16 protein-coding genes are annotated in these 25,527 nt (G+C 45.3%); 11 read left to right on the top strand and 5 right to left on the bottom strand.

Annotation, left to right across the window (positions count from 1 at the left end; translation table 11 throughout):
• Positions 1-12 precede the first annotated feature (12 nt).
• Entirely contained in the window at positions 13-1,338 is a 1,326-nt protein-coding gene (locus SK066_RS12280) for a hemolysin family protein (RefSeq protein ID WP_188774765.1), read from the top strand.
• 300 nt (positions 1,339-1,638) lie between these two features.
• On the opposite strand, the gene SK066_RS12275 is transcribed toward SK066_RS12280, so the two are convergent.
• Entirely contained in the window at positions 1,639-2,412 is a 774-nt protein-coding gene (locus SK066_RS12275; RefSeq protein WP_320541711.1) for a TraR/DksA C4-type zinc finger protein, read from the bottom strand.
• 439 nt (positions 2,413-2,851) lie between these two features.
• Between SK066_RS12275 and SK066_RS12270 the strand changes: the two genes are divergently transcribed.
• Positions 2,852-3,991, top strand: coding sequence for a zinc-dependent alcohol dehydrogenase (locus SK066_RS12270; protein ID WP_320541710.1), 1,140 nt, complete (start codon positions 2,852-2,854; stop codon positions 3,989-3,991).
• 339 nt (positions 3,992-4,330) lie between these two features.
• Here the strand turns inward: SK066_RS12270 and SK066_RS12265 are convergent, their stop codons facing one another.
• The 3 genes from SK066_RS12265 to SK066_RS12255 all read right to left on the bottom strand — a co-directional run bounded on the left by SK066_RS12265 (position 4,331) and on the right by SK066_RS12255 (position 7,294).
• Positions 4,331-5,035 (bottom strand): MBL fold metallo-hydrolase, encoded by a 705-nt coding sequence (locus tag SK066_RS12265; RefSeq protein ID WP_320541709.1) that lies wholly within the window; start codon positions 5,033-5,035, stop codon positions 4,331-4,333.
• Positions 5,036-5,254: 219 nt separating this feature from the next.
• Positions 5,255-5,836: a TetR/AcrR family transcriptional regulator gene (locus SK066_RS12260; protein ID WP_320541708.1), complete on the bottom strand. Its 582-nt coding sequence runs from the start codon at positions 5,834-5,836 to the stop codon at positions 5,255-5,257.
• A 225-nt stretch (positions 5,837-6,061) separates the two neighbouring features.
• A complete protein-coding gene (locus SK066_RS12255) occupies positions 6,062-7,294 on the bottom strand; it encodes an aminopeptidase (protein ID WP_250343119.1) in 1,233 nt (410 codons plus the stop codon).
• A gap of 322 nt (positions 7,295-7,616) precedes the next feature.
• Here SK066_RS12255 and SK066_RS12250 point away from each other — a divergent pair, with 322 nt between their 5' ends.
• Positions 7,617-8,303: a serine/threonine protein kinase gene (locus tag SK066_RS12250; RefSeq protein WP_320541707.1), complete on the top strand. Its 687-nt coding sequence runs from the start codon at positions 7,617-7,619 to the stop codon at positions 8,301-8,303.
• A 152-nt stretch (positions 8,304-8,455) separates the two neighbouring features.
• Here the strand turns inward: SK066_RS12250 and SK066_RS12245 are convergent, their stop codons facing one another.
• A complete protein-coding gene (locus SK066_RS12245) occupies positions 8,456-10,156 on the bottom strand; it encodes a methyl-accepting chemotaxis protein (protein ID WP_320541706.1) in 1,701 nt (566 codons plus the stop codon).
• Between the two features lie 627 nt (positions 10,157-10,783).
• Between SK066_RS12245 and SK066_RS12240 the strand changes: the two genes are divergently transcribed.
• From SK066_RS12240 to SK066_RS12205, 8 genes are all read left to right on the top strand, one after another.
• Positions 10,784-12,232 carry an aldehyde dehydrogenase family protein gene (locus tag SK066_RS12240; protein ID WP_320541705.1) on the top strand — a complete coding sequence of 483 codons (1,449 nt, stop codon included), beginning with the start codon at positions 10,784-10,786 and terminating at the stop codon, positions 12,230-12,232.
• 521 nt (positions 12,233-12,753) lie between these two features.
• Positions 12,754-14,394, top strand: coding sequence for a M4 family metallopeptidase (locus SK066_RS12235; RefSeq protein ID WP_320541704.1), 1,641 nt, complete (start codon positions 12,754-12,756; stop codon positions 14,392-14,394).
• A 499-nt stretch (positions 14,395-14,893) separates the two neighbouring features.
• Entirely contained in the window at positions 14,894-16,567 is a 1,674-nt protein-coding gene (locus SK066_RS12230) for a M4 family metallopeptidase (RefSeq protein WP_320541703.1), read from the top strand.
• Between the two features lie 560 nt (positions 16,568-17,127).
• Complete coding sequence (glpX, locus tag SK066_RS12225; RefSeq protein ID WP_188774754.1) at positions 17,128-18,192, top strand: class II fructose-bisphosphatase; 1,065 nt, start codon at positions 17,128-17,130, stop codon at positions 18,190-18,192.
• Positions 18,193-18,848: 656 nt separating this feature from the next.
• A complete protein-coding gene (locus SK066_RS12220) occupies positions 18,849-19,361 on the top strand; it encodes a metallophosphoesterase family protein (RefSeq protein ID WP_320541702.1) in 513 nt (170 codons plus the stop codon).
• A 412-nt stretch (positions 19,362-19,773) separates the two neighbouring features.
• Entirely contained in the window at positions 19,774-22,122 is a 2,349-nt protein-coding gene (locus tag SK066_RS12215) for a glycosyltransferase family 39 protein (protein ID WP_320541701.1), read from the top strand.
• Between the two features lie 248 nt (positions 22,123-22,370).
• On the top strand, positions 22,371-23,318 hold the full coding sequence (locus tag SK066_RS12210) for an NAD(P)/FAD-dependent oxidoreductase (RefSeq protein ID WP_320541700.1): 948 nt from the start codon (positions 22,371-22,373) through the stop codon (positions 23,316-23,318).
• Positions 23,319-23,467: 149 nt separating this feature from the next.
• Positions 23,468-25,069: a sensor domain-containing diguanylate cyclase gene (locus SK066_RS12205; RefSeq protein ID WP_320541699.1), complete on the top strand. Its 1,602-nt coding sequence runs from the start codon at positions 23,468-23,470 to the stop codon at positions 25,067-25,069.
• Positions 25,070-25,527: the final 458 nt, after the last annotated feature.

Here is a 25,527-nt window from a genome sequence, read left to right as displayed (position 1 = left end):
CGGGAAACACACTTGACTGACCCCTTACCCAGTTTATTGAACATTGTGCTGGTCTTTGTACTGGTATTATTGAACGGTTTTTTTGTAGCAGCGGAATTTGCGATGGTCAAAATTCGCAGCAGTCGATTGGAGACACTGGTCGATGAAGGTAACAAACGGGCGCGCTTTGCGCAGTCCATTGTAAACAATCTGGATGCCTATTTGTCAGCATGTCAGCTAGGTATTACGCTGGCATCGCTAGGACTTGGCTGGATTGGTGAGCCAGCAATTGCTGAGCTGATCCGACCACTGTTCGCAGCGATAGGCTTGAACAATGAAGTCGTCATCCATAGTGTATCGATAGCAATCGCGTTTATCGTCATTACGATCCTACACATCGTACTTGGCGAGCTGGCACCGAAGTCACTGGCAATCCGCAAAGCGGAGGTCGTAACGCTCTGGACAGCTGCACCGATGCTATTGTTCCACAAACTGATGTATCCTTTTATCTGGATGTTGAACGGCATGGCTAATGCCTTGCTCAAACTGTTCGGCATTGCTCCGGCATCCGAGCATGAATCCGCTCATACTGAAGAAGAGATACGTATACTAATGAAAGAAAGCAACAAGAGCGGGCTGATCGATAATACCGAACTGGCGCTGGTTGATAATATATTTGAGTTCGCCGATACAACCGCCCACGAAATTATGATTCCACGTACCGAGATGATCTGCTTGAGTCTGCATGCTTCTCGTGAAGAGAACTTGCAGATTGCATTGGATGGGATGCGTACACGTTATCCAGTGTGCGATGGCGACAAAGACCATATTGTCGGTTTCCTGCACATTAAGGATCTGATGCGTTACCAGATCACGGACTCGGTGAAGCTGATTCGCCCGATTATTGCCGTACCTGAATCGATCAAGATTAGTGAGCTGATGAAGCTAATGCAGCGTGGCAAAACACAAATTGCCATTTTGATCGATGAATATGGTGGTACAGCAGGGCTAGTTACCCTGGAAGATATTATGGAAGAGATTGTTGGTGAGATTCAGGATGAGTTTGACCATGAACGTCCTGTCGTTGAGCCGATCAATGAAATGATGTATTCCATCGATGGACTGATGCTGATTGAGGAATTCAATACACGCTTTTCACTCGACCTGGACTTGTCCGAGTACGATACGATTGGCGGCTGGTTGTATTCCCGTGTTGAATCCCTGCCTCCACAGGTAGGACAGAGCGTGGCGCATGACGGGCATTTGCTCGTGGTTGAAGAAGTCGAGAACAAACGCATTTCACGCATTAAGCTGGTCATTACACAATTTGCCGTAACGACCAATCAGGCAGGAGCCTGAACATAGCGAGGAGTTATGGATACCGGCTTGAGGAAAATAAATCCATAGCTTTGTCGCAAAGAAAAGGAACGGGATATGCTCCCGTTCCTTTTCTTTTTTTTATATAGCCGAAATAGCAAAGCCTGAACAGCAAAAATAAGCCGACACAGGAACCATAATGATGACCACGTGCACCAAAGCGTACACAAAAAGAACGGGTCAGATGTCTGACTCGTTCTTTTTGTGGGTGGTTCACCTATTTGTGATGCCAGTATCCATTGTTTATTAAACTAGATTGGATCTTATGCCGATTCGATACTATCAACGGCGGCGATCTGCTTCTTCCACTTCAGCATCGACCTGCTCATCTGTCTCGTCCATCTGTAGCTCGGTATCACCTTCGCCACGCTCCTCATACGTACGTGAAGCAGGGCCTTCCTCTACATGACGATCATTGCCTTCGATATCTGTAGCTGCGAATGATTCTACGCTTTCCGTAAAATTCTCATCATCCGGTGAGCCTTCTGCCAGCTCATTATAGCTATGCACTTCGCGCTGTGCACTCATCGCTGGAGAGTCGGCAACACCATAATCTTCAACCGCTTGCCATGCACCTGCATCGTCAAAACGACCTGTATTATGCTGGCGATTCTCGCCTGAGCCTTTGGCTGGTGGAGTAATCAGATCCTCCTCAACCGGACGGTAATCATTCACATTGTCCTGCTGTGGACTTTCATCTACCAGATACGTGGTATATGGCAGTGCTTGCAGACGTTCAAATGGAATTTCCTTGCCACTCACCTCACTGATACCGTACGTACCTTCTTCAATACGCTGCAAAGCGGCATTCACCTGATCCAGTGTATCGTTCATTTGATCATCGATTGCCAGGTCACGTCCGCGCTCGTACGTTTCTGTACCGAGATCAGCAGGGTGATTATCTACCGCAGATAGCTCACCAGTAGACATGCGCTCGGATTCAATTTGTCCATCCATTTTATCTTTATCGACATCGAAATGCCGTTCTAATTCCTTTTTTTCCTCAAGCAAGCTATTTTTAAGTTCTTCAATTTGGGTTTTCGTCAAATGTTTCATCGTTATGGCTCCCTTCGATGTTGAACTGCATGTAGGTAGCCGCTCTCGTAACGAATTGCGGCTGTTCATGCATTTCATTACCCTGCATACCGATGAATTAATCTTTTGGTCGCTTGGACGGCAACACTGGCTTAATCGTAATGGATACTGTTTGTATCGATAATGTTAAAACATCAAAGGGAGTGGTTAATACAACAGAGATCATTGTGCATCATTTAGATTATTTTCTATTATATGGATGTTTGAATGGGACTCGCTTTTTTGGAGCTACATATGCAGGCTTCTTGTGGTATTCATTTAACTAGCCGTAACGTTTATTCGCGGAGCAGCTCCAGCTTTGTTGATTTGGTGTTTTCTTTACATGTGATTAATGTTATTTGGTTAAGCACAGAATAACCTGCATGGCTCATACCTTCCATTACCGAAAGGGGAATTCATCATGAAAGCACTCACGTATCAGGGTAAGCAAAAGGTCAGCGTTAAAGATGTAGAGGATGCACGTATTCAAAAGGACGATGATATCGTTATTCGGGTAACCTCAACGGCAATCTGTGGTTCCGATTTGCACATTTTTAATGGTGCTATGCCAGTTGTACATGATAATTATGTGATCGGGCATGAACCGATGGGAATTGTCGAGGAAGTGGGGCCGGGCGTAACCCGTGTAAAAAAGGGTGATCGTGTCGTTGTTCCATTTAACGTATCCTGTGGTGAATGCTTCTTCTGTAAACATCAGATGGAGAGTCAGTGCGATAATTCCAACAAAATGGAAGAAAAAAATACAGGCGCTTATTTCGGCTTTGATATTTATGGAGGCTATCCAGGTGGTCAGGCTGAGCTGATGCGCGTACCGTATGCAAATTTTCTGCCTTTTGTCGTTCCAGAATCGGCTGAAGTAACGGATGAACAGGTGTTATTCCTATCGGATATTATTCCAACCGCTTACTGGAGCGTTGAGAGTGGCGGAGTGAAGGCTGGCGATACCGTTATTATCCTCGGCTGTGGCCCAGTTGGACTTCTTGCACAAAAATTCGCATGGCAAAAAGGCGCCAAGCGCGTTATCGCTGTCGATCATCTTCCATATCGACTTGCTCATGCCAAGCGTACCAACAATGTAGAGGTCATTAACTTCAAAGAAGTGGATGAAGTTGATCAGCATCTGCTGGAAATGACAAGCGGTGGAGCCGATGTCGTTATCGACTGTGTCGGTCTGGATGCGGAGAAAAATGTCGGTGAACGTGTGCAGACTGCATTGAAGCTACAGGGTGGTAGTCTGAGTGCATTCAATCTTGCAGCTAATGTGGTACGCAAATTCGGTACGATTCAGGTCACTGGGGTGTATGGCGAGACGTATAACGGCTTCCCATTAGGTCATTTGTTTGAGCGTAATGTGAAGCTAGCGATGGGACAAGCACCTGTTGTGCATTATATGCCAGAGCTGTTCAAGCAGATCGTCGATGGCAAGCTGGATGCGACCGATATTATCACGCATCATATCCCGTTACAGGATGCAGCACATGCCTATGATATTTTCAATGATAAGCATGATGACTGTATCAAGGTTATTTTGAAGCCATAAGAGAGCATTCATCACGATTGTTTTATAAATTGTTATCACTGTGCAAGCCTGCGCCTGAGCTTATAAGGGTGCAGGCTTTGTCATGTGTGCTTACCTAAATGGGTGATTCAAATAACTACATGATTGCCAATCAGCTAAAGGGCAATTATAAGGAGTTGAGCTTGCTTAACATCCTGTATTGCTCATTCAATAGCCTGAGCATATTGGATTGGTTTAGTCCAATGTAGATTGAGCTAAACGAGATAATGATACTGGTAAGAAACAGGTAGGGAATTGGTAAAGTACATATAGGAAATCAGCAAGAAATAAGCAGAAAATAATCAGGAGATACAATTACATCTATATCTGACGTGCTGCATGATCAATCGCTTTTTGCATGGATGAGAGAGGATTAGCGATCATCGATCCATGCCCAACAGCAAGCAGGGAAGGGTTAAGCTCCAGTAAGCGTTGTGCACTTTGTAGTGAAATTGCCTTTGACCATGTAGCCAGCGCAGGGAAGGGGAAGCTCCAGCGTAACGAGCCGGATACGGCAATACCTCCACGTGTCTGAAACGCATCACCTGCAATGATCGCAGAGGTGCGTGTATCTAATAATGAAATCGAGCCGGGCGTATGACCGGGTGTAGTAACAACCTGAAGCGAGCCAATACGATCTCCGTCTTCCAATAGCAGGCTGGCACGAGTACGAAGCTTTTTCGGTACACCACCACGAATAGGTGTTTGCGGCTCATCTGGATCAAGGGATACATCGCCGCTCATCAGACGAGAATCGCGAGTGGATACACAGACGACTGCATCTGGATATAGCTTTGCTAGTGCATCTAGTGCTCCGATATGATCGCTGTGAATATGTGTTAACACGATATGTGTTAAAGGCTTGCCTGTTTGCTGAACAAAGCTATGGATTCCCTTCTCACTACCAGGTAGAGCCGCATCAATTAAGGTCAGATGATCCTCTTCTTCAATGATATAACAGTTTACCGGAAGAATAGCTGGAAAAAACGTTAATTGGTGCAAATGGTTTTTACTAATCACTCTCATATCAACACTCCTTTTTCACCATAATAACTAATAGTATTAGTTTTTGCAAGAGTGTAGTTAATTAAAATTAGATTGTTTTATGAGGTTGTCTTCCGTTTCTTGATCTTAAGCATATTTTTAACGACTAACTGTGACTGTAAAAGAAAACAGGAATAGCCCCATTTTCAGTACGCTGGAGCTGTTCAGAGCTATTCCTGATTTGCAGAGCTATTGCTACTTTTAGGCATTTGTTGATTGACCCATAGCCTTCAAGCCCTGCACATATACATTCAAAATCCATTCAAAGCTCTCATCAACATCTTCCTTGAGCGCAAATCCCTTGCTTCGTTCCAATGAGCTAAAGCCATGCAGTATACTACGCAAGCCGCGCGTGGCATGAATCATCTGCGCATCGGTCAGATGATAAGCACTCAGTACCTGCCGGACAAGCTCCAAAATCTGTTGACTGAGCTGCTCTAATTGCTCATCCAGTTGTTCTGGTACATAAAGTGTTGCTTCATATAACCCGGGATGCTGACGTACAAAATGCAAATATGCGCGAAATACCTCACGTATCGCCAGATCGCCTGCACGTCCAACCGCAGCCATCATGATCGTTTCCTTGAGCTGCTGCAAGCCAGCAAGTGCCATTTCTCGACGTAAGCCAGGCAATCCATCAATATGATTGTAGAGAGAAGGAGAGCGTACCTTTAACTGTTGTGCGAGTACCGATAAGGTAACTGCCTGCACACCTTGCTCATCAGCAAGCTGGATGGCTGCCTGAACAATCATGGACAAATTCAAACCGATTCGAGGTGACATACGGAATTCTCCTTTGTAGGTTAAGAATAAAAGTTAAAAATAAAACGATATAAGCGAAAACAGCATATTAAACTAATACTATTCATATATCAGCTATGATAATTCATCATATTGAGCTTCATTGTAAGTGATTAGGTGCCATTTGAACAGGTCAAAATAAAAACAGGCACCTGTTCGGTGCCTGCCTGAAAAAGAAATAGTGTAATGAAGTAGCAAAAGGCAATATTAAAATGCCCAGCCGCCTTGCTTAAAGATTGGCTCTTGCTGACCATCTTGCGTGATACCGTAGATGTCCATTTCACCAGAACCAATCATAAAGTCAACGTGTACGAGACTGTTGTTCAGACCGCGTGCAGTCAGCTCTTCACGATTCATTTGCTTACCGCCCTGTAAGTTGAATGCATATGCACTACCGATAGCAAGGTGGTTAGAAGCATTTTCGTCAAACAATGTGTTGTAGTAAAGGATATTCGATTCAGAGATTGGGGAACGGTGAGGTACAAGCGCGACTTCGCCCAGATAATGAGCGCCTTCGTCCATCTCAACCAGATGCGCCAGTGTATCCTGACCTTTTTCTGCTTCTACGCCAACGATGCGACCATCCTTGAAGGTCAGCTTGAAGTTGTCGATGATCGTACCGCCATAGCTCAGCGGCTTCGTGCTACTCACATAGCCGTTCACATCGGTTTTCAGTGGAGCCGTGAATACTTCCTCAGTTGGCATATTTGCGATAAATGCATCGCCACGTTCGCTGATGCTATCTGCCGCAGCCCACAGATGGCCTTCCGGCAAGCCGATTGTCAGATCTGTACCTGGTGCAACATAGTGCAGCTGTTTGTAGGCTTTTTCATTCAAATAAGCCGCTTTTTCGTTCAGTAAGGAAACGTGCTTTTGCCATGCAGCAATTGTATCGCCCTCACCTACACGAACAGCCTTAAAAATGTAATCCCACATGCTGTTCACCTGTTCTTCCGCAGGAAGCTCAGGGAATACTTTAGCAGCCCATGATTCGGATGGTACAGCTACGATCGACCAGCTCATTTTGTCGGATTGTACATATTCACGATACTTGGACAGCACGATGCTGGACGCTTTTTGTGAAGCGGCGATACGCTTCGAATCGATGCCTTTCAGCAGATCCGGGTCATCGGAGACAACGTGCAGCACAGCGCCCTGGTTTTCAGCAAGCTCTTCCATCTCAGCTGCATACCATTTCGGCCCGATATCAAACGATTCATCCGGTGCAAGCTCGTAACGCATACGAGTCACTTGATCGTCACCCCAGTTGACTTTAACAAGCAAAGCTCCAGCCTCGTAAGCCTTGCGAGTTACCAGACGAACGAAGTCGACTGCATGAATAGGAGCGTTGATGATCAATTTCTGGCCCGCTTGTACGTTGACACCAACGCGCACAGCAAGCTCGGCATATTGCTCAAGTTTGGTCTGAAAATCTGACATGAATAGTTCCTCCGTTTCAACTGTCTGTATGTGTATCGTTAATGCGCGCCTAAGAAAAGCGGACATTACGAAGTAACTGGGATCTTTACTACAGATAACCCGTCTCACCTATTTTACAGGATGTACACGTTAATGAAAACCTTTACCGAAAATGAAATTCATAAAACAAATGCATAAAGTGACATATGATGTGCGTAAAGTTGGAAATGTGGGTAAATTCCTATAAAATACGGTGTACATCTCACTGTTATCCGCAGATCCGAGATCGCTTCCGAGACATAGGTATGCAGATCATAATGGTGCAGGAGAGAGGGGAACAAGCATGAGCGAGGATTGGAAGCAAGCACAAGAAGCACTACGTCAAATGACAGTCACAGGCAGTGAGAATAATGAACCCGTCGTCATATCCGGTTATGCCGAGGGGGTTCGATGCGTTGGTATCGGAACCGATGCTGCGGTATTTACGTATGATCAGACCCCAGGGTACGCTTTTAAAGTATTCACCGAGCAGGCGAAGGATAAAATTCCGGTGGAGTTATCCGTGTATGAACGGTTGAAGGGCTCTTCCTTTTTCCCGACCTGCTATGGTCATGATGCGAATTATCTCGTACTTAGCTACGAAGCTGGCCCGACCTTACAGGATTGCTTGTTGCAGGGAATTGAGGTGCCCAAGCAGGTCATTACGGATGTAGAGGCAGCGCGCAAATATGTGCGCGGAGTTGGCTTGAATCCGCGCGATATCCATTTAAAAAATGTAATTATGCAAAATGGACGCGCTAAAGTAATCGATGTTTCCGAATATGTACATGAGGGCGATGATCGTCGCTGGGATCATCTCGTATGGGCGTATGAGCAATTTTATGATCGCATTGCCGGAAAAACGATTCCTTCATGGGTGCTGGATACGATCAAAAACTGGTATGCGCGCATTGGCACGATGAATAATACGTTAAATGTAGAGGAACTGGCGAAAAGAGCGGGCGATCTGTTTTCTAAATATATGAAGTGACAGGGAAAAGAAAAGCCAGCGAATGATCTGATTAAATGAAAAGCCTTCTGCATCATGTACGCTTTGGTTGTTATACCGAAGCTGCTCGATGCAGAAGGCTTTATTTTTTTATTTATAGAATTCCATTCTATTGTATGAAAACTCGTTTGAGTTTACAGCTTACAGAAAGCAATCAGTTGTTGCAGCTCTTCTGCCATTGTAGACAGGTGGCGAGCGGAGGAAGCGACATCTTCCATCGTGGACAACTGCTCTTCGCTGGCAGCATTCATTTCTTGAATACCTGCGGATCCTTCTTCACAGATGGCGCTCAAATGCTCCATAGCTTCCGCAATTTGACGAGACTTGCTATTGGTGCTATCAATCAGCGAACCCGTCACATCAATACGCTCAGCTGTGCTGTCAACCGATTTACGAATGACTTCGAACGCAGCCATCACACGCTGACTTCCTTCAACCCCTGCCTGCACACTATGAACGGATTCTTCCGCCTGCTGAACCGCGCTCTGGCTTTCCTTTTGCACATCCAGCACAAGACCTGTGATGAGCGTAGAGGATTCTGCTGCACTTTCAGCCAGCTTGCGAATCTCTTCAGCGACGACAGCGAAGCCGCGACCTGCTTCACCGGCACGTGCTGCTTCAATCGAAGCATTAAGTGCAAGTAGATTTGTCTGTTTAGCAATTTGCTGAATAGCAGAGGAGGCATAGCCGATTTGCTCAGACTTTTGATTCAATGTGGTTAGTACGTTAAGTGTAGAATGAATGTCAGTCGCAAGATGCTGAATACGGCTCGTAATATCACGTACTTCACCAAGTCCTTGCTCGGCATTTTGCTTCATGTGCACAGTCAATTGATTGATTTCTTTACTTGTGTGGGATACTTTCTCCATCTGATTAGCCATTTCGTTGACGGAATCTGTCACATCGATCACCGTTGTTGTTTGCGAGGTAATTCCTGTAGCCAGCTCTCCGGATGAAGAAGCGATATGAGCCGAAGCACGAGCAGTCTGGTCTGCACTTGCAGTTAATTCCTCTGAAGAAGCGGATAATGTCATGGCACTGTCGTCCACACTTTTAATAATTTTACGCATGCTTTCGATCAATTTGTTAAAGCCAGCTGCCACACGACCAATCTCATCACGAGCTTCATAGTCGGAAAGCACGGTCAGATCGCCGTCAGCCGCCTGTTGCATCAGGAGCTGAACACGGTTGAGCGGTTTGGAGATCAGTGTCGTAATCCAGATACCGATCAGCAGAGCAACGATAATACCGGCAGCGATAACTACAATCGTGATCAATGTAGAAGTGAAATACGTTTGATCTGCGTTTTCTTTACTCTGTGTAGCTTCTTCGATCATATTAGCACGCAGTGCGTTCACATTTTCATTCAATGTTGTACGATAGTTTTCCAGATTAGTATAGGCTGTCTGAGCATCAGCTTTATTGTTAGCAGCGATCGCATCCAGGAAGGTTTGACGAGTCTGAGCAAATTGATCAGCGGTTTTCGTAAGATTACTTAATAGAGTCTGATTCGCAGCACTGAGCTGCAATTGCTGGAGCTTGGCATATTGCTGCTTTGTATCTGTAGCCGTTTTTTGAATATCGTCGATTAAGGACTTCTGTTGATTCGTATCGTTTGTGTTCATCAGACGAAGCAGCTTTACAGCATTGGAGCTGTAGTTAATCGGAATTTGATCCATGATCATGAGCGGTTGTAGATTATTTTGATAAATGCTAGTAGAGATATCAGACATCGTACGCGTAGAATTGGTTCCAGTCAGTCCAACAATAGCAAGCAACAGTAGATTGATCGTCATCAGGATAATGATTTTTGTACGAACGCGAATGTTTTTCATCGGTATCATTCCTTTTCTCAGTTGAAGTGAAAATCCATTTGTTGTAATTAGTTCCTATAACAGCGATTTCAATTATGATGTCTAATATCTGTGCAAATGTACTCATAATTTCTATTTAAAATAAGAGGTTTAAGAAAATGATAAAATGCTTACCTGTCTCATTTCGGTTAAACTCGATCCTTATAATAAGTTCTAAGCTCTTTGCGCATAGTTCTTAGGAACCTGAAAAAAAGGATTTTAAATTTGAAACTGAATCTTTATAACTAATTAAATTAAGTATAGAGGCGGAATGACTTACAGGAAATAGGAAGAATATCTTATTTTGTCGAAAATAATCGAAATAAGGATTGTGTAGGAAGTTTGTTCGACATTTTACGCTATTCGATTAAATAGAGGGCTGTCCGGTTAAAGTTACGATAGGCTTACTTTTGAGATTTGAATAAGATGTACCATAGATAAGCTAGTGTTTTAGGAAGCAATGCTGTGCACGCGTCAATTTTTGCAAGGTGATTTTGCAATATGTTCTTCAAACAAGTCATACTGGTGCTAGATGAATATTTGTATCACCACTAAGGAAAGTGAAGCAATAGGAATACAATAAGAGACAATAGGAAGGGAATGAGTAATATGACAGATACATTAAATGAGATTGCGAAAAAGCATCTATATATAGGAGGAAAATGGCAGGAGGCAGCTTCGTATGAACCGCTGCATTCTCCATATCATGGTGGATTGATTGCTGAGGTTGCGGAAGCGAGTGCAGATGAGACTCGTCAGGCGATTGCAGCTGCGGCAGAGGCAGCGACAATGATGCGCGATATGCCTGCTCATCAACGGGCGGCGATCCTGGAGCAGCTGGCGCGATTGCTGGAGGAACGTAAGGAAGAGGCAGCGCGCCTTATTGCGCTAGAAGGCTCAAAGCCACTCAAGGCTGCGCGAGCTGAGGTTGCTCGAACGATCGAAACGTATAAGTTCTCAGCAGAGGAAGCAAAGCGCATTCATGGAGAAACCGTACCGCTGGATGCAGCAGCAACAGGTGAAGGCAAGTTCGGCTATACGATCAAGGAGCCTGTCGGCGTGGTCGGTGCGATTACTCCATTTAACTTTCCGATGAATCTGGTTGCTCATAAGGTAGGTCCTGCGCTTGCAGCTGGCAATACCGTTGTATTGAAACCGGCAGAGCAGACGCCATTATCATCCTTCCTATTAGCAGAGCTATTGGAGCAAGCCGGTCTGCCAGCAGGAGCATTAAATGTCGTAACAGGTAATGGGAAAACGGTAGGCGATACGATCGTAACGGATGATCGTGTGAAAGCATTATCGTTTACTGGAAGCCCGGCGGTCGGTATATCGATTCGTTCACGCTCCGGTCTGAAAAAAGTAACATTAGAGCTAGGCTCGAATTCTGGATTGATCATTGATAAAGATACCGACGTAGCTGCAATGATCGATCGCGCTGTATCAGGTGCTTTTGGCAATCAGGGTCAGGTATGTATATCCGTGCAGCGCATTTATGTGCATGAGCATATTTTCGATACATTTGTAGAGCAATTTGTTGCTGCTACAGCGAAGCTCAAGCTAGGTGATCCATTAGAAGAGGATACGGATGTGGCAGCAATGATCTCGGAAAAGGAACAAAAGCGTGCCCTAGAATGGATTGCGGAAGCAATCGAGCAGGGTGCTGAGGTAGCCTGCGGTAATGAGGTACAGGATGGCTGCTTGAAGCCAACGGTGTTACTGAATGTATCTCCAGAAGCACGCGTAGCCTGTCGCGAAGTATTCGCTCCTGTCGTTATGATCAATCGTGTACGTGATATGGAGGAAGCGGTTCAAGCGGTCAATCATTCGGATTATGGATTGCAAGCAGGCATTTATACGACAAAGCTGGATACTGCCTTCCGTGCGATTCGCCAGCTTGAGGTGGGTGGGGTCATTGTGAACGATATTCCATCCTTCCGTGTCGATCAAATGCCATATGGAGGAGTCAAGCAAAGTGGCATTGGTCGCGAGGGTGTGAAGTACGCGATGGAGGATATGCTGGAGACCAAATTTGTCGTGTTCAATCAGCCGCGCTAATCATCGACTTCCATTTTATACAATTAAGCAGCTTGAAAGCTAAATAAAACGGTTAAAAGACTGCGATTTATTCGCGATTCCTATATAAAATAACGAAGCAGCTTAATCTGTATGTCAAATAAGACTTATAATTACGTTCATGCGTAGTTATAAGTCTTGTTTGCGTTATAAAAAGATGTTTTATTTGACCGTTTGTTAATTAAAAGGACTTTTGATGTTAGTTATTGAGCAATTTTGAAGAATTTTTCAATTTTTTAGTTAAAAGGGTATTTATTTTTTTTAGGAATCGTGATACGCTTTCTCCCGACACAAAATGTGTTCCATTAATTGCCAATTCAGGCTGATGCGAGGTGAGGAAGCGCTCATAGTGACGTAGTACTTAGCAAGGGCAGGCCGCTATACATAGCTGGCAGTGCATGTGGCACAGGCAATACGTAAGTTTGGCTTTAGGATCTTTCCAGTCGTGAAGAAAGTTCCACCATTTGCATTACAAAAAAACCAAGTGAACAGGGGAGAATACTTTGAAAAAAACAGTTGGTCTTTTACTTGCAGGTAGCTTGCTCGTTGGTGCTACAACGTCCGCTTTCGCAGCAGAAGCAAATGATCTGGCACCACTCGGTGATTACACGCCAAAATTGATTACGCAAACAACAGGTATCACTGGTGCAAGTGGCGATGCTAAAGTATGGAAGTTCCTGGAGAAGCAAAAACGTACTATCGTAACCGATGATGCAGCTTCTGCCGATGTGAAGGAACTGTTTGAGATCACAAAACGTCAATCCGATTCTCAAACCGGCACAGAGCACTATCGCCTGAACCAGACCTTTAAAGGCATCCCAGTCTATGGCGCAGAGCAAACACTGCACTTTGACAAATCCGGCAATGTATCTCTGTACATGGGTCAGGTAGTTGAAGATGTATCCGCTAAGCTGGAAGCATCGGACTCTAAAAAAGGCGTAACTGAAGATGTGTATGCAGATACAAAGAATGATCTGGTGAAACCGGACATCAGCGCTTCCGAAGCGATCTCGATTGCTGAAAAGGATGCAGCTTCCAAAATCGGTTCCCTTGGCGAAGCACAAAAAACGCCAGAAGCGAAGCTGTATATTTACGCTCCTGAGGATCAAGCAGCACGTCTGGCATATGTAACAGAAGTAAACGTACTGGAGCCATCTCCGCTGCGTACTCGCTATTTTGTAGATGCAAAAACAGGTTCGATCCTGTTCCAATATGATCTGATTGAGCATGCAACAGGCACAGGTAAAGGGGTACTAGGTGATACCAAGTCCTTCACTGTAGGTACTTCCGGTTCCTCCTATGTGATGACTGATAGCACACGTGGTAAAGGTATCCAAACTTACACTGCGTCTAACCGCACATCGCTGCCAGGTAGCACTGTAACAAGCAGCAGTAGCACATTTAACGATCCAGCCTCTGTCGATGCCCATGCATATGCACAAAAAGTATATGATTTCTACAAATCTAACTTTAACCGCAACAGCATCGATGGTAATGGTTTGGCTATCCGCTCCACTACGCATTATTCCACACGTTACAACAATGCGTTCTGGAATGGTTCCCAAATGGTATACGGTGATGGCGATGGTTCGCAATTCATCGCATTCTCCGGTGACCTTGATGTAGTAGGTCACGAGCTGACACACGGTGTAACCGAGTACACAGCGAATCTGGAATACTATGGTCAATCCGGTGCACTGAACGAATCCATTTCGGATATCTTTGGTAACACAATCGAAGGTAAAAACTGGATGGTAGGCGATGCGATCTACACACCAGGCGTATCCGGCGATGCTCTTCGCTACATGGATGATCCAACAAAAGGTGGACAACCAGCGCGTATGGCAGATTACAACAACACAAGCGCTGATAACGGTGGTGTACACACAAACAGTGGTATCCCGAATAAAGCATACTACTTGCTGGCACAGGGTGGCACATTTGGCGGTGTAAATGTAACAGGTATCGGTCGCTCCCAGGCGATCCAGATCGTTTACCGTGCACTGACATACTACCTGACATCCACATCTAACTTCTCGAACTATCGTTCTGCAATGGTGCAAGCATCTACAGACCTGTATGGTGCAAACTCCACACAAACAACAGCGGTGAAAAACTCGCTGAGCGCAGTAGGCATTAACTAAAATCTATTCCTTCTTCCTGCTAAATGAAGTGGAGCAGTCGATGTGCATGAAGATGCATGTCGACTGCTCTTCTCTATACATAGCCCGACTGAAATAGCTAAAGTGGAGTAGCAAAAAAGGCATTATAGCTATAATTGAACAGTTGTCAATACTTTCACACCATTTTTGACCAATTGTTGAATAATGTGACGCTAAATGTTATCTCTAAACCAAAAAATATAAAAAATACCTTTAATTCATCTAAAAAAGTATTTATTTTCTTTAGGAATCATGATAATATTCTTCCAACACATACTATGGTGTTACATTATTTACAAGACAGTGGAATGAAAAGGAAGGTGAAGGGAACACTTTCTAGATCAGCAGCAATCTGGTACATAATCGTTGCTCTGCATCGAAACCGTAGTGTCGACTGGAAGACAGGAGAGAGCAGGGAACAACAGCAGGAGAAGCTTCTCTGGTACAGCTTTACCATTTCACATGAATAGGGGATAATTCTATGAAAAAAACAGCAAGCTTTTTACTCGCAGGTACATTGTTACTCAGTGCGAACACATCGATCTTCGCAGCAGGTGCAAGCGAACTCGCACCACTAGGTGATTACACACCGAAAATGATCACTCAGACGAGCATTAGTGGTTCTTCGAACGATGAGAAGGTTTGGAAGTTCCTGGAGAAGCAAAAGCGTTCGCTCGTATCAAACGGTGCAGCATCTGAAAATGTAAAAGACCTGTTCGAGATCACCAAGCGTGAGCCGGATTCCAAAACAGGTACGGATCATTATCGACTGGCGCAAACGTACAAAGGTGTTCCGATCTACGGAGCAGAGCAGACGCTGCACTTTGACAAAGCCGGCAATGTATCTCTGTATATGGGTAAGGTTGTTGAGGACGTATACGGTAAGCTGAACACAGGCGAGGCAAAGGTCGAGACGAAGGTCGCTGACGATGTATATGGTGAAGCTAACGATACTACAGCAACAGACGATCTGGTAACACCGAACATTAGCGCTTCTGAGGCAGTCTCTATTGCGGAGAAGGATGCTGCTTCGAAGATCGGCTCGCTCGGTGAAGCGATGAGCCCGGAGCAAGCGAAGCTGTACATTTACGCACCAGAAGATCAGGATGCACGCCTTGTGTATGTAACCGAGGTGAACGTACTTGATCCAGAGCCACTGCGCACGCGTTACTTCATTGATGCCAAATCTGGCTCGATCCTGTTCCAATACGATCTGCTGGAGCATGCAACAGGTACAGGTAAAGGGGTGCTCGGTGATACCAAGTCTCTGACGGTTACACAATCCGGTACACGCTACCTTCTGCGTGATACAACACGTGGTGGTGGTATCGAAACGTATACAATCAACAACCGTACATCCGGCTCCATGTCGACGGTTTCCAGCACCAGCTCGGTCTTCAATGATCCAGCTGCCGTAGATGCCCATGCGTATGCAGCGAAAGTATATGACTTCTACAAAAATACATTTAACCGTAACAGCATCGACGGCTCTGGTATGAGTATTCGTTCGGTCACACACTATGGTTCCAAGTATAACAATGCCTTCTGGAATGGCTCCTACATGGTATATGGCGATGGAGATGGTAAGGTATTCACCTCGCTGTCTGGGGCGCTGGATGTAGTCGGTCACGAAATGACACACGGCGTTGTTGAACATACAGCAAACCTCGAATACATGAATCAATCCGGTGCACTGAATGAATCGATTGCCGATATGTTCGGTAGCGTGATTCAGGGCAAAAATGACTGGCTGATCGGTGAAGATGTGTACACACCTGGCAAATCCGGCGATGCGCTTCGCTCAATGGCTGATCCTACACTGTATGGCGATCCAGCTCATATGGATGATTACAAAAACCTGCCAAATACAGAAGCAGGCGACTATGGTGGTGTACACACAAACAGTGGTATTCCAAACAAAGCATTCTACCTGCTGTCGAGTGGTGGAACATTTGAAGGTGTAACTGTAAAAGGTATTGGTAACAGCCAGGCAATCGCGATCGTATATCGTGCACTGACGCTGTATCTGACATCCACTTCTGACTTTGCTGATTTCCGTGCAGCAATGACACAGGCTGCAACCGATCTGTATGGTGCAAGTGCAAGTCAAACGACCTCTGTGAAAAACGCATTTGATGCTGTAGGTATTTTTTAAGCCAGCAGCTCGCGTTATTCATGATAACCGTATTGTATAATATAGAAGCTTCTCTGCCTGTGCTGTGGATGATATAGTGGTATATGTCTCCTACGACACAGAGAATGGAAGCAGAGTAGCTTCAGACAATCCACATATTATTATGTTGGAAACGGACATTTAATGTTGGTTTCGGTTATCAGAAATATAGACGACTGATCATTCCCCCGATCAGTCGTCTTTTTATTGTGTAGATTTCTGTAAGCAGTTTTCAATTTGCAAATTGAGTCTTAGCGACCAATTGTACGGGATTGTAGCAAGTATAGCTGACAGGCTCTGTGAAAATTTTGAGAAATAAACGAATATGTATACGAAAAAGGGGACTATAATCCCAAAAATAAATGTTGTTTTATGTCGTATAAAATGATCTGATTTACATATAATTATCATTTATCAACATTATAAATTTGTTTTACAAGAAAATTTTCAAAAAAATCAACAAATAAACAAAGAAAGATGCTATGATAGGCAACATAACAAAATCATTTCTCTTTGAAAACCCACAAAAAGGAGTGGAAGACATGGAACGCGAATTGGCATTGGAAATTGTAAGAGTAACGGAAGTAGCGGCGTTGGCTTCGGCTCCCTGGATGGGACGCGGTGACAAAAACAGCGCAGATGAAGCAGCAACGCTCGCGATGAGAGCGATGTTCGACTCCGTATCGATCAATGGTACGGTCGTCATCGGTGAAGGAGAAATGGATGAAGCTCCGATGCTCTATATTGGAGAAAAGGTTGGCAGTACGCAGGCTCCCGAAGTGGATGTAGCGGTTGATCCACTGGAAGGAACAGCTATCGTAGCAAAGGGGCTGAATAATGCGCTATCTGTTATCGCTGTAGCTGACAAAGGTAATCTATTGCATGCACCTGATATGTACATGGAAAAGCTGGCAGTAGGCCCGGCGCTCGTTGGCAAGCTGAGTATTGAAGACCCGGTTGATGTCACACTTCGTAAGGCAGCGAAGGCACTTGGTAAAAAGATGGCGGATCTGACCGTAATGATTCTGGATCGTGATCGTCACGAAAGTATTATCAAGGTGCTTCGCAAAACAGGCGTGCGGATTAAGTTCCTTAGCGATGGCGATGTAGCTGGCGCGATGGCACCCGCTTTTCCCGAAGCTGGTATTGATCTGTATATTGGCTCCGGTGGCGCACCTGAGGGTGTACTTGCCGCAGCTGCATTGTCTTGCCTGGGTGGTGAGATTCAGGGTAGATTGATGCCAGCAAATGCAGATGAATTCGCACGCTGCAAGGCGATGGGCATTGAAGATCCGTATCGTGTGTTAACGATGCAAGATATGATTGGTACAGACGATGTAATCTTTGCAGCAACAGGCGTAACACCCGGTGAGATTCTCGGTGGTGTTCGTTATCTGGCAGATGAGCGCGCAGAGACGCATTCGATCGTGATGCGTGCCAAAACGAAAACGATTCGTTACATCAAATCCCTTCATTACCTGCCAAACAAGGAAGTGGTGCACAAGGTGCAGAAAATTCAAGCATCCGGTTCACCGGAGGAACGCCGTTCCGCTGCGATCGACTCGGCGAACGCGAAGTCCAAGCCAGTTGCGGTAAAGCAAGCGTGAATGTGATCGCAGGTGCTTAAGCCGACGATACGTATGCTGCTTACTCGAAATGGTGAAAGGTTAATATAATGGATCATGTATAAATTAGCATGCTTTAGTTAAAACATGCTTTAGATGCACACTGTATAATGATAATGCTGAATAATAGGGTGTTGATCGTTATCGCTTGGACATGATTGATCGGTGTTCTCTCCATCACGCCAGTATATGGTCTCCCCCATATCGTGGCGGCCACCAGGGAGCATCGCCTTATGCTTGATGGAGAGCACTGTTAATCTATATTGTATTACCTCCGCATTGGACAGCCTGTTAAGGGCTGTCTCTTTTTTTATGGAGATACGGATGAAGAGCAGGTGGGGATGCGAGCATGATATGGTATCGCTGTGGGGATAAAAGCGGAATGTCCTTTTTTCTCATGTCGATTCCTCATACCGATTTCTTATATCGAATTTGCATGCTGATGTCGCCTATTGCTGGATGTGAGCTTCATTATCATCCTTCTACCGTTTGAACTGCAATGTAAAATCAGCTACGATAAGGAAACATCCCTGAACAGGGAAAATATAGATAGCGACAGCTTGCTACGTGAACGGTAGGATACAAGCTACTAAACAATCCAGCACAGATACACAACAAAAAAGTTGAAGGAGGATCTTATGATCATTGGAGTCGTATCAGACACCCATTTACTCAGTCATCGACTGACTCTTCCCAAAACACTTGTAGAAGGGCTGGCAGATGCCGAGCTTATTATTCATGCAGGCGATTTTTGCGATTGGGGCGTTTATGAATTATTAGAGCAACTCGCACCTCTGGAAGCTGTAGCCGGTAATAATGATCCAGGCACGATCGTCAAGCGTCTGGGACAGAAGAAGATCATTATAGCAGGCGGTAAGCGAATTGGTATTGTGCATGGTGATGGTGGATTTCGCGGCAGTACGCCGGATCGAGCCTTTCACTCCTTTGAACCGGATGAGGTCGATGTGATTGTATTTGGTCACTCGCATGTTCCTTTTGCCGAGGAGCGCCAGGGTGTGCTGCTATTCAATCCCGGCTCCCCTACGGATAAACGAATGCAGCCACGTTATTCCTATGGCAAGCTATTCATTGAGGGCGAGCAGATTCGTTATGAGCATTACTTTTTTGATAAAGAACGTAGCAATGGGTAAGTATAGAATTTTATAAAGTATCGCTGTACGGATCGTAAAATTAAAGTATCGGTATCGACTAAGTTAAAGTATGGTTATCGACTCAGCAAGGTTAACAGCAATAGGTGTAGAGCATCAGCGAGGATCATTTTCCAATCGATGGTAGGAATAAGCGCTATCATGAGTGTGGAAAAGGATGATCTTCTGCGGATGCTCTATTTTTTATGAATTTTTAAGATTTTTATGGGCTGTTCTTAATGTTGTTCATACAAAATACATATACATCATATTTAATAGAGCAATCAGATCAGCAGGGTCATCGGCACCATGATCTGAACACCGCTAACGGTTATGGCGGACATGCTCTGTTCTACATAACCGATCATTTAAAGGATGCGTCAGATCATCCAATTATTATTCGGGAGGAAGTCCAATGGAATCTAACACCACTACTGTATCTCGTTCAAGGGTAGATATCCCCTTAATCCTCATTTTGCTGCTTTCTGCTTTTTTGAATATATGGCACATATGGGATAACGGGAATGCGAATTCGTACTACACAGCTGCTGTAACCAGCATGCTTCAGAGCTTTCATAATTTCTTCTATGCGTCCTTTGATCCTGCGGGCTTTGTAACGATTGATAAACCTCCTGTAGCCTTCTGGCTGCAAACCTTGTTTGCGGCTATATTTGGTGTGCATGGCTGGAGTGTAACTCTTCCTGCGGCATTAGCAGGTGTTGGCTCGGTCGGCTTGATCTATCTGATCATGAAGCCAACCTTCGGTATTCAGGTGGCACGGATTGCGGCGCTATTTATGGCGCTCACACCGGTTGCTGTAGCCGTACAGCGCTCGAACAATGTGGACGGCTTACTTGTCTTCACGTTGCTGCTTGCGACATGGATGCTGCTCAAGGGCATTCGTTTACAAAAGATGGGCTGGATCTTTGGCGCCTTTGCTATGGTTGGTGTCGCATTCAATGAGAAGATGCTACAGGCGTATATGATTTTGCCAGCGATGTATGTATTTTATCTGCTTGCCTTTAAGGTGAATTGGAAAAAGAAGCTATCGATCCTTGCAGTAAGCACTGTTATTTTAGCAGGGGTATCGGTATCGTGGCCTGTTATCGTGGATAGCGTACCAGCCAGTCAGCGTCCTTATATTGGCAGTAGCCAGACGAATTCGGTGCTAGAGCTGGCATTCGGCTATAACGGTGTAAGCCGTTTGACGGGAGAGACGCAAACAGGCGGTATGGGTGGCGGTGGCGGCATGCCAGGAGCGAATAATGCTGCTCCCAATACAAGTGCAGGCACGAGTACATCCCAAGCTGGAACGAATACAGCATCGACATCAAGTAGTGCGACAGCGAATCCGATTAGTGCAGGGATGGCGCAGGGAGGCTTGATGCAACCGCCAAATGGCGGTGGGGATATGCAGCGCCGAACTGGCGGAATGTTCAATACAGGAGATGTAGGTCCGCTTCGTCTGTTCCAAAAAGCATTGTCTGGACAAGCGAGTTTGCTGCTACCATTTGCCATCATATCCTTGATTACACTGTTCGCAGGCTTGCGCAGAGTGAACTGGCGTGAAGGAAAGTATACCGAAATTGTATTCTGGCTCATGTGGCTCATTCCTGTAGGAGGATTTTTCAGTATTGCGAACTTCTTCCATCAATATTATCTGATTATGCTCGCCCCACCTGTAGCTGCGATTGCGGCTGCCGGGTTGGTTGCAGGGTGGCGATATTATCGTCAGGGAACAGGCTGGTTAGCATGGCTGCTTCCGATTAATGTAGCAGCTACAACGGCATTCCAGCTATATGTCATCTATCCGTATCGGAATGAAATTGCTTCATTCTGGTTCTATCTCATTGCAGCACTCGGTATTTTGATTACCATTGGCTTGCTGATCGGTACTCGTGTACAGACGATGAGTCGTGGTAAAGCCTATCTCGTATCGGCAGCAGCAGGCGCATTGCTATTAACACCATTGTACTGGTCTTCGTTCCCTATGATGAATCCTTCTAGCAATATTGCGCTGCCTTATGGAGGCCCGATTACCGAAATGGGCTTTGGCGGAGGCGGAGCACGAGATCGCGATGCACAAATGACAGCTACGCATCGTGATACATCAGCTAGTGCTACTACAGAAGCAAGCAATAGTACAGGCAATACAGCAATGTCTGCGCAGGGCGCGCCTACAGGCGCAATGAATGGTGGCGCACCGGCAGGCAATGGCGCAGACTCATCCACGTCAACAGATAACTCGCGTAATCGTTCCAGAGGTGGCATGGGCTTAGCGGATTCGGTGAATGAGAAGCTTCTACAATTTGTGACGGAAAACAATCAAGGTGAGAAGTATCTGTTTGCAGTGAATAATGCCAATTCCGCGTCTGCCTATATTATTCGCACAGGTAAAGCCGTCATGGCGATGGGAGGATACAGTGGAAGTGATCCGATCTTAACCGTCGACAAGCTGAAAACATTGGTTCACAACGGTGAAGTAAAATACTTCCTGTTAAACGGTATGGGACGTGGTGGCTCGACAGAGCTTACACAATGGATTGAAGAGCATGCAACCGTGGTTCCTTCTTCCGAGTGGGAAGAAAGCTCTGGCTCTGTCGTTCAAAATGCACTCAGCGATTCCAAATCAACTATGTCCACAGACAACACCGATACAGAACGTAGCGGGATGATGAATCCTTCGCAGGGTGGCGGCTTTGGTGGTATGGGCATGATGACAAGCACATTGTATGAGCTTACACCTGACGATATCAACGATTAAGTAACGATTACGTGCAGCTGTGATGATGTCGCTTTTCGAGTTGTGTTACTTTATTTCTTTCTCTCATAATATGATCCTGTCATTCCTCATGAATGGCAGGATTTTTGCTGTATAGTAGCATTTTGATCGGAGTAGAGAGTGAATCAAATAGAAGCGACCGTTTCAATGGCACTGGCTAGTTTACATATTAACGTATAAGCATCATTATGCCGGATGCTGATATGAATCCAGCCAGAGGAGGCTACACGATGATTGATAGCAACACGTATTATGATTGTATTATTGTAGGTGGAGGAATTGCCGGACTTCAGGCAGCACTCCAGCTTGGACGATATTCAGCACATCGCGTGCTGGTCATTGATGCAGGAGTTGGACGATCCACACTATGTCAAAATTACGGCAATCTGCTCGGCTTTCCAGATGGGGTATCCGGTGAAGAGCTTCGAGATATTGGCAGACAGCAATCCGAGCCACTCGGTATTGAGTTTCATGGGGATCGTATACTGGAAGCACAGAAAAAGGACGATCATTTCCTGTTAAAAGGAGCAGAAGGTGAGAGCTATCGCGCACGTACGCTGTTATTAGCAACTGGATTGATTGATCGTTTCCCACGATTGCCCGGACTTCGCGAAACGCTTGGCTTCAGTGTGTATGTATGCCCGGACTGTGACGGCTATGAGATCGAAGGACGACGTACAGTTGTTATGGGCTCAGGTGAGGCGGGAGCGCAGATGGCACTTATTTTGACTCCGCGTACTGATCAGCTGCTCTATATCAATCATGAAGGGAAGCCATTCAAGCCAGAAACGATGCAGCGCTTGCAGGAGCATGGAATCGAATATATTGAAGCTGCTGTTCAGAGCGTGAGTCATGGTAGTGGCGGTATGCTGGAGTCGGTTCAATTGGAGAATGGACAGTCGATCGCGGCAGAACGTGGCTTTATTGCCTTTGGCGGTAATCATGTTAATTCCGAGCTGGCTGAACAGTTAGGTGTAGAAACACTTCATAATCATCATATTGAGACGAATCCTCGTTCCAAAATGACGAATATTGAAAATGTATGGGTGGCTGGCGATCTGGCAGCGCATTCCGAGCAGGCTAATATCGCCATGGGTGAAGGGGCTCAGGCTGCGATCTGGATTCACAAAACGCTATCCAAGCTAAAAAGTCCAGCCGTCGTACGCTCCGGTAAATAGGGTAGTGGCAATGTTCACCACTGTTCTACAATTGTAGCTAATATTGTAGCTAATTCTCACGCAAAAACGCAGCTATTCTGCTTTGTTTTGGCAGGGTGCTTATGGTATGATGGTGACGATATACTATTTTGTTGCCAGGTGGGATGCAATTGAGTTTCCATCCTAAAAAGGGGTTTAAACTTGTAACTATCGTTAGCTTTATTATTATTGTATCCATTGTACTCACGATGCTGATTTCTATTCATTCGTCGTATAGCGTCAGCAGGCAATCCCTGGTCAATAACTATATGAGCGGTAATTATGATCGTGCTATGGATCTATCCGCAGCTACGGGTAATTTGCTCGTTCGTATTCAGAAAAGCGTCGATTCGATGGCGACAATCTGGCAGCGTAATGAAGGTATTGATCCCATGCTTTTAAATGATCTGTATGCAACGCATAGTGAGTATTTTGAGTCATTAAGTATCGTACGCAAAGATACAATATTAATGGAAACTGCTCCATCCAACAAGAAGGAGCTACAGGTCGGAAAGAGTATAGATAGTCCCATTTCCCGATCTTTGATTAAGCTCAAAGAGTCAAAGATGACAGATCCCTTTGTCGGTAAGACGGGCAATCTGCTTATTCTGGTGAGCAGTCCGCTATACGATAAAAATAATAACTATTACGGTTATATTGCGGGAACGATTTATTTGCACAGCTCGAATATTTTACAGCTTATTTTAGAGCAAAATGTAGAGTCGGATGGCTCGTATGTATTTGCAGTCGATTCGAAGGGCAACGTTATTTTCCATCCTGATCCTACAATGATCGGGAAAAATATCGCTTCAAATGAAGCGGTCTGGAAAGTGATCGCTGGCTTGAATGGTTCCATTGAATATGAGGATAATGATGGAAAGCAGTTCTATGCGGGCTACGCGTATAATATGGGCTCTGGCTGGGGCATTGTATCTCAAACACCAGCGGAGATTGTGAATGGGCCGCTGAACAATTTATTGCAAAGTAGTGCCTTGCAATCGCTGCCTTTATTATTTATTACGCTAGCGGCAGGCTGGTTATTAACGTATCTTGTCGTGCGACCGCTGCATATGCTCGCTGAATATTCAAATCGTATGTTAAAGGAATGGAGTATAGATGATCTACCGCCTGTTCGTTCGGCGACGTATGAGATCAAGCTGCTCTATTCTAGTCTGCGAACAACAGCAAGACAGATGCAAAAGTATATTCGCAAGCTACGTACCGAGACAGCACTTGATGGCTTGACCGGACTGGCTAATCGTCGCAATTTTGATGCTACCTTAGAAGCATGGTGTCTGGCCAAAGAGCCATTTTCGATGATTATGCTCGATATTGACCATTTTAAGCTCGTCAATGATACGTATGGTCACCCGGTAGGCGATCAGGTGATTCAATTTCTTGCTGCAACGATGCGTAATGTATCGCGTGAGGGCGATCTATGCTTCCGTTATGGCGGTGAAGAGCTGGGTATTCTATTGCGCGGAGCGAACAAGGAGCGTGCTTATTTTGTAGCAGAGCGCCTTCGCCATATGGTTAGTAACGCACCTAGCCCATCAGGTGAGTGCATCACCATCTCCCTCGGTATTGTAAACTTCCCTGAGCAGGGCACGTTCCCTGAGGAACTGATTACCCGGGCAGATGAAGCACTGTACATTTCCAAACGAGAAGGTCGCAACCGCACCACCGTGTATAGAGAGCCTGTTGCGGCAATCGAACTACCAGAACAACAGTAAGCAAGTATGTCAGCTGTGACGCAATCTATACTAAAAGCCGTATCGGACGGAGGTGCAATCGTGCCATCCATCCGATACGGCTTTTTAATGAGTAGCTATATTTTACTATCTACAACAGGATGATTAAAAGTATCAGCATATGATAAAAGGATGCATACAGTGATGCCTATATCCATGTACCTTGTGACATAAGTTGGAAATTTCTGAAATGATTTTGGTAAAAGTAGTTAGTACTGATGAAAGGGTGGGTAAATAATATCTGGGAACATCGATATACGATTGGAAAGTTAAACTGGGAGCGTAAGTGTGCTGGGCTACATAATTGTGGCAGTGCCGCTTCACGATCTTCGGTCTGATCAGAGCCGGAACGGATCATGTCGTGCAATGCATGGGTAGTTTTGCCCGGTCATAGGGACGCATACCAGAACGGCAAGCTTGCGATTACTCAGTATATATAG

The organism is Paenibacillus hunanensis, from assembly GCF_034055775.1.
Taxonomy (GTDB): domain Bacteria; phylum Bacillota; class Bacilli; order Paenibacillales; family Paenibacillaceae; genus Saccharibacillus; species Saccharibacillus hunanensis.
The sequence above is the reverse complement of the archived record's forward strand: the minus strand, read 5'-3'. Positions and strand labels throughout refer to the sequence as shown.

Coding starts and splice junctions, on each gene's coding strand:
- SK066_RS12275 (WP_320541711.1), bottom strand. CDS start 2,412: ATGAAACATTTGACGAAAACCCAAATTGAAGAACTTAAAAATAGCTTG.
- SK066_RS12270 (WP_320541710.1), top strand. CDS start 2,852: ATGAAAGCACTCACGTATCAGGGTAAGCAAAAGGTCAGCGTTAAAGAT.
- SK066_RS12265 (WP_320541709.1), bottom strand. CDS start 5,035: ATGAGAGTGATTAGTAAAAACCATTTGCACCAATTAACGTTTTTTCCA.
- SK066_RS12260 (WP_320541708.1), bottom strand. CDS start 5,836: ATGTCACCTCGAATCGGTTTGAATTTGTCCATGATTGTTCAGGCAGCC.
- SK066_RS12255 (WP_250343119.1), bottom strand. CDS start 7,294: ATGTCAGATTTTCAGACCAAACTTGAGCAATATGCCGAGCTTGCTGTG.
- SK066_RS12250 (WP_320541707.1), top strand. CDS start 7,617: ATGAGCGAGGATTGGAAGCAAGCACAAGAAGCACTACGTCAAATGACA.
- SK066_RS12245 (WP_320541706.1), bottom strand. CDS start 10,156: ATGAAAAACATTCGCGTTCGTACAAAAATCATTATCCTGATGACGATC.
- SK066_RS12240 (WP_320541705.1), top strand. CDS start 10,784: ATGACAGATACATTAAATGAGATTGCGAAAAAGCATCTATATATAGGA.
- SK066_RS12230 (WP_320541703.1), top strand. CDS start 14,894: ATGAAAAAAACAGCAAGCTTTTTACTCGCAGGTACATTGTTACTCAGT.
- glpX (WP_188774754.1), top strand. CDS start 17,128: ATGGAACGCGAATTGGCATTGGAAATTGTAAGAGTAACGGAAGTAGCG.
- SK066_RS12220 (WP_320541702.1), top strand. CDS start 18,849: ATGATCATTGGAGTCGTATCAGACACCCATTTACTCAGTCATCGACTG.
- SK066_RS12215 (WP_320541701.1), top strand. CDS start 19,774: ATGGAATCTAACACCACTACTGTATCTCGTTCAAGGGTAGATATCCCC.
- SK066_RS12210 (WP_320541700.1), top strand. CDS start 22,371: ATGATTGATAGCAACACGTATTATGATTGTATTATTGTAGGTGGAGGA.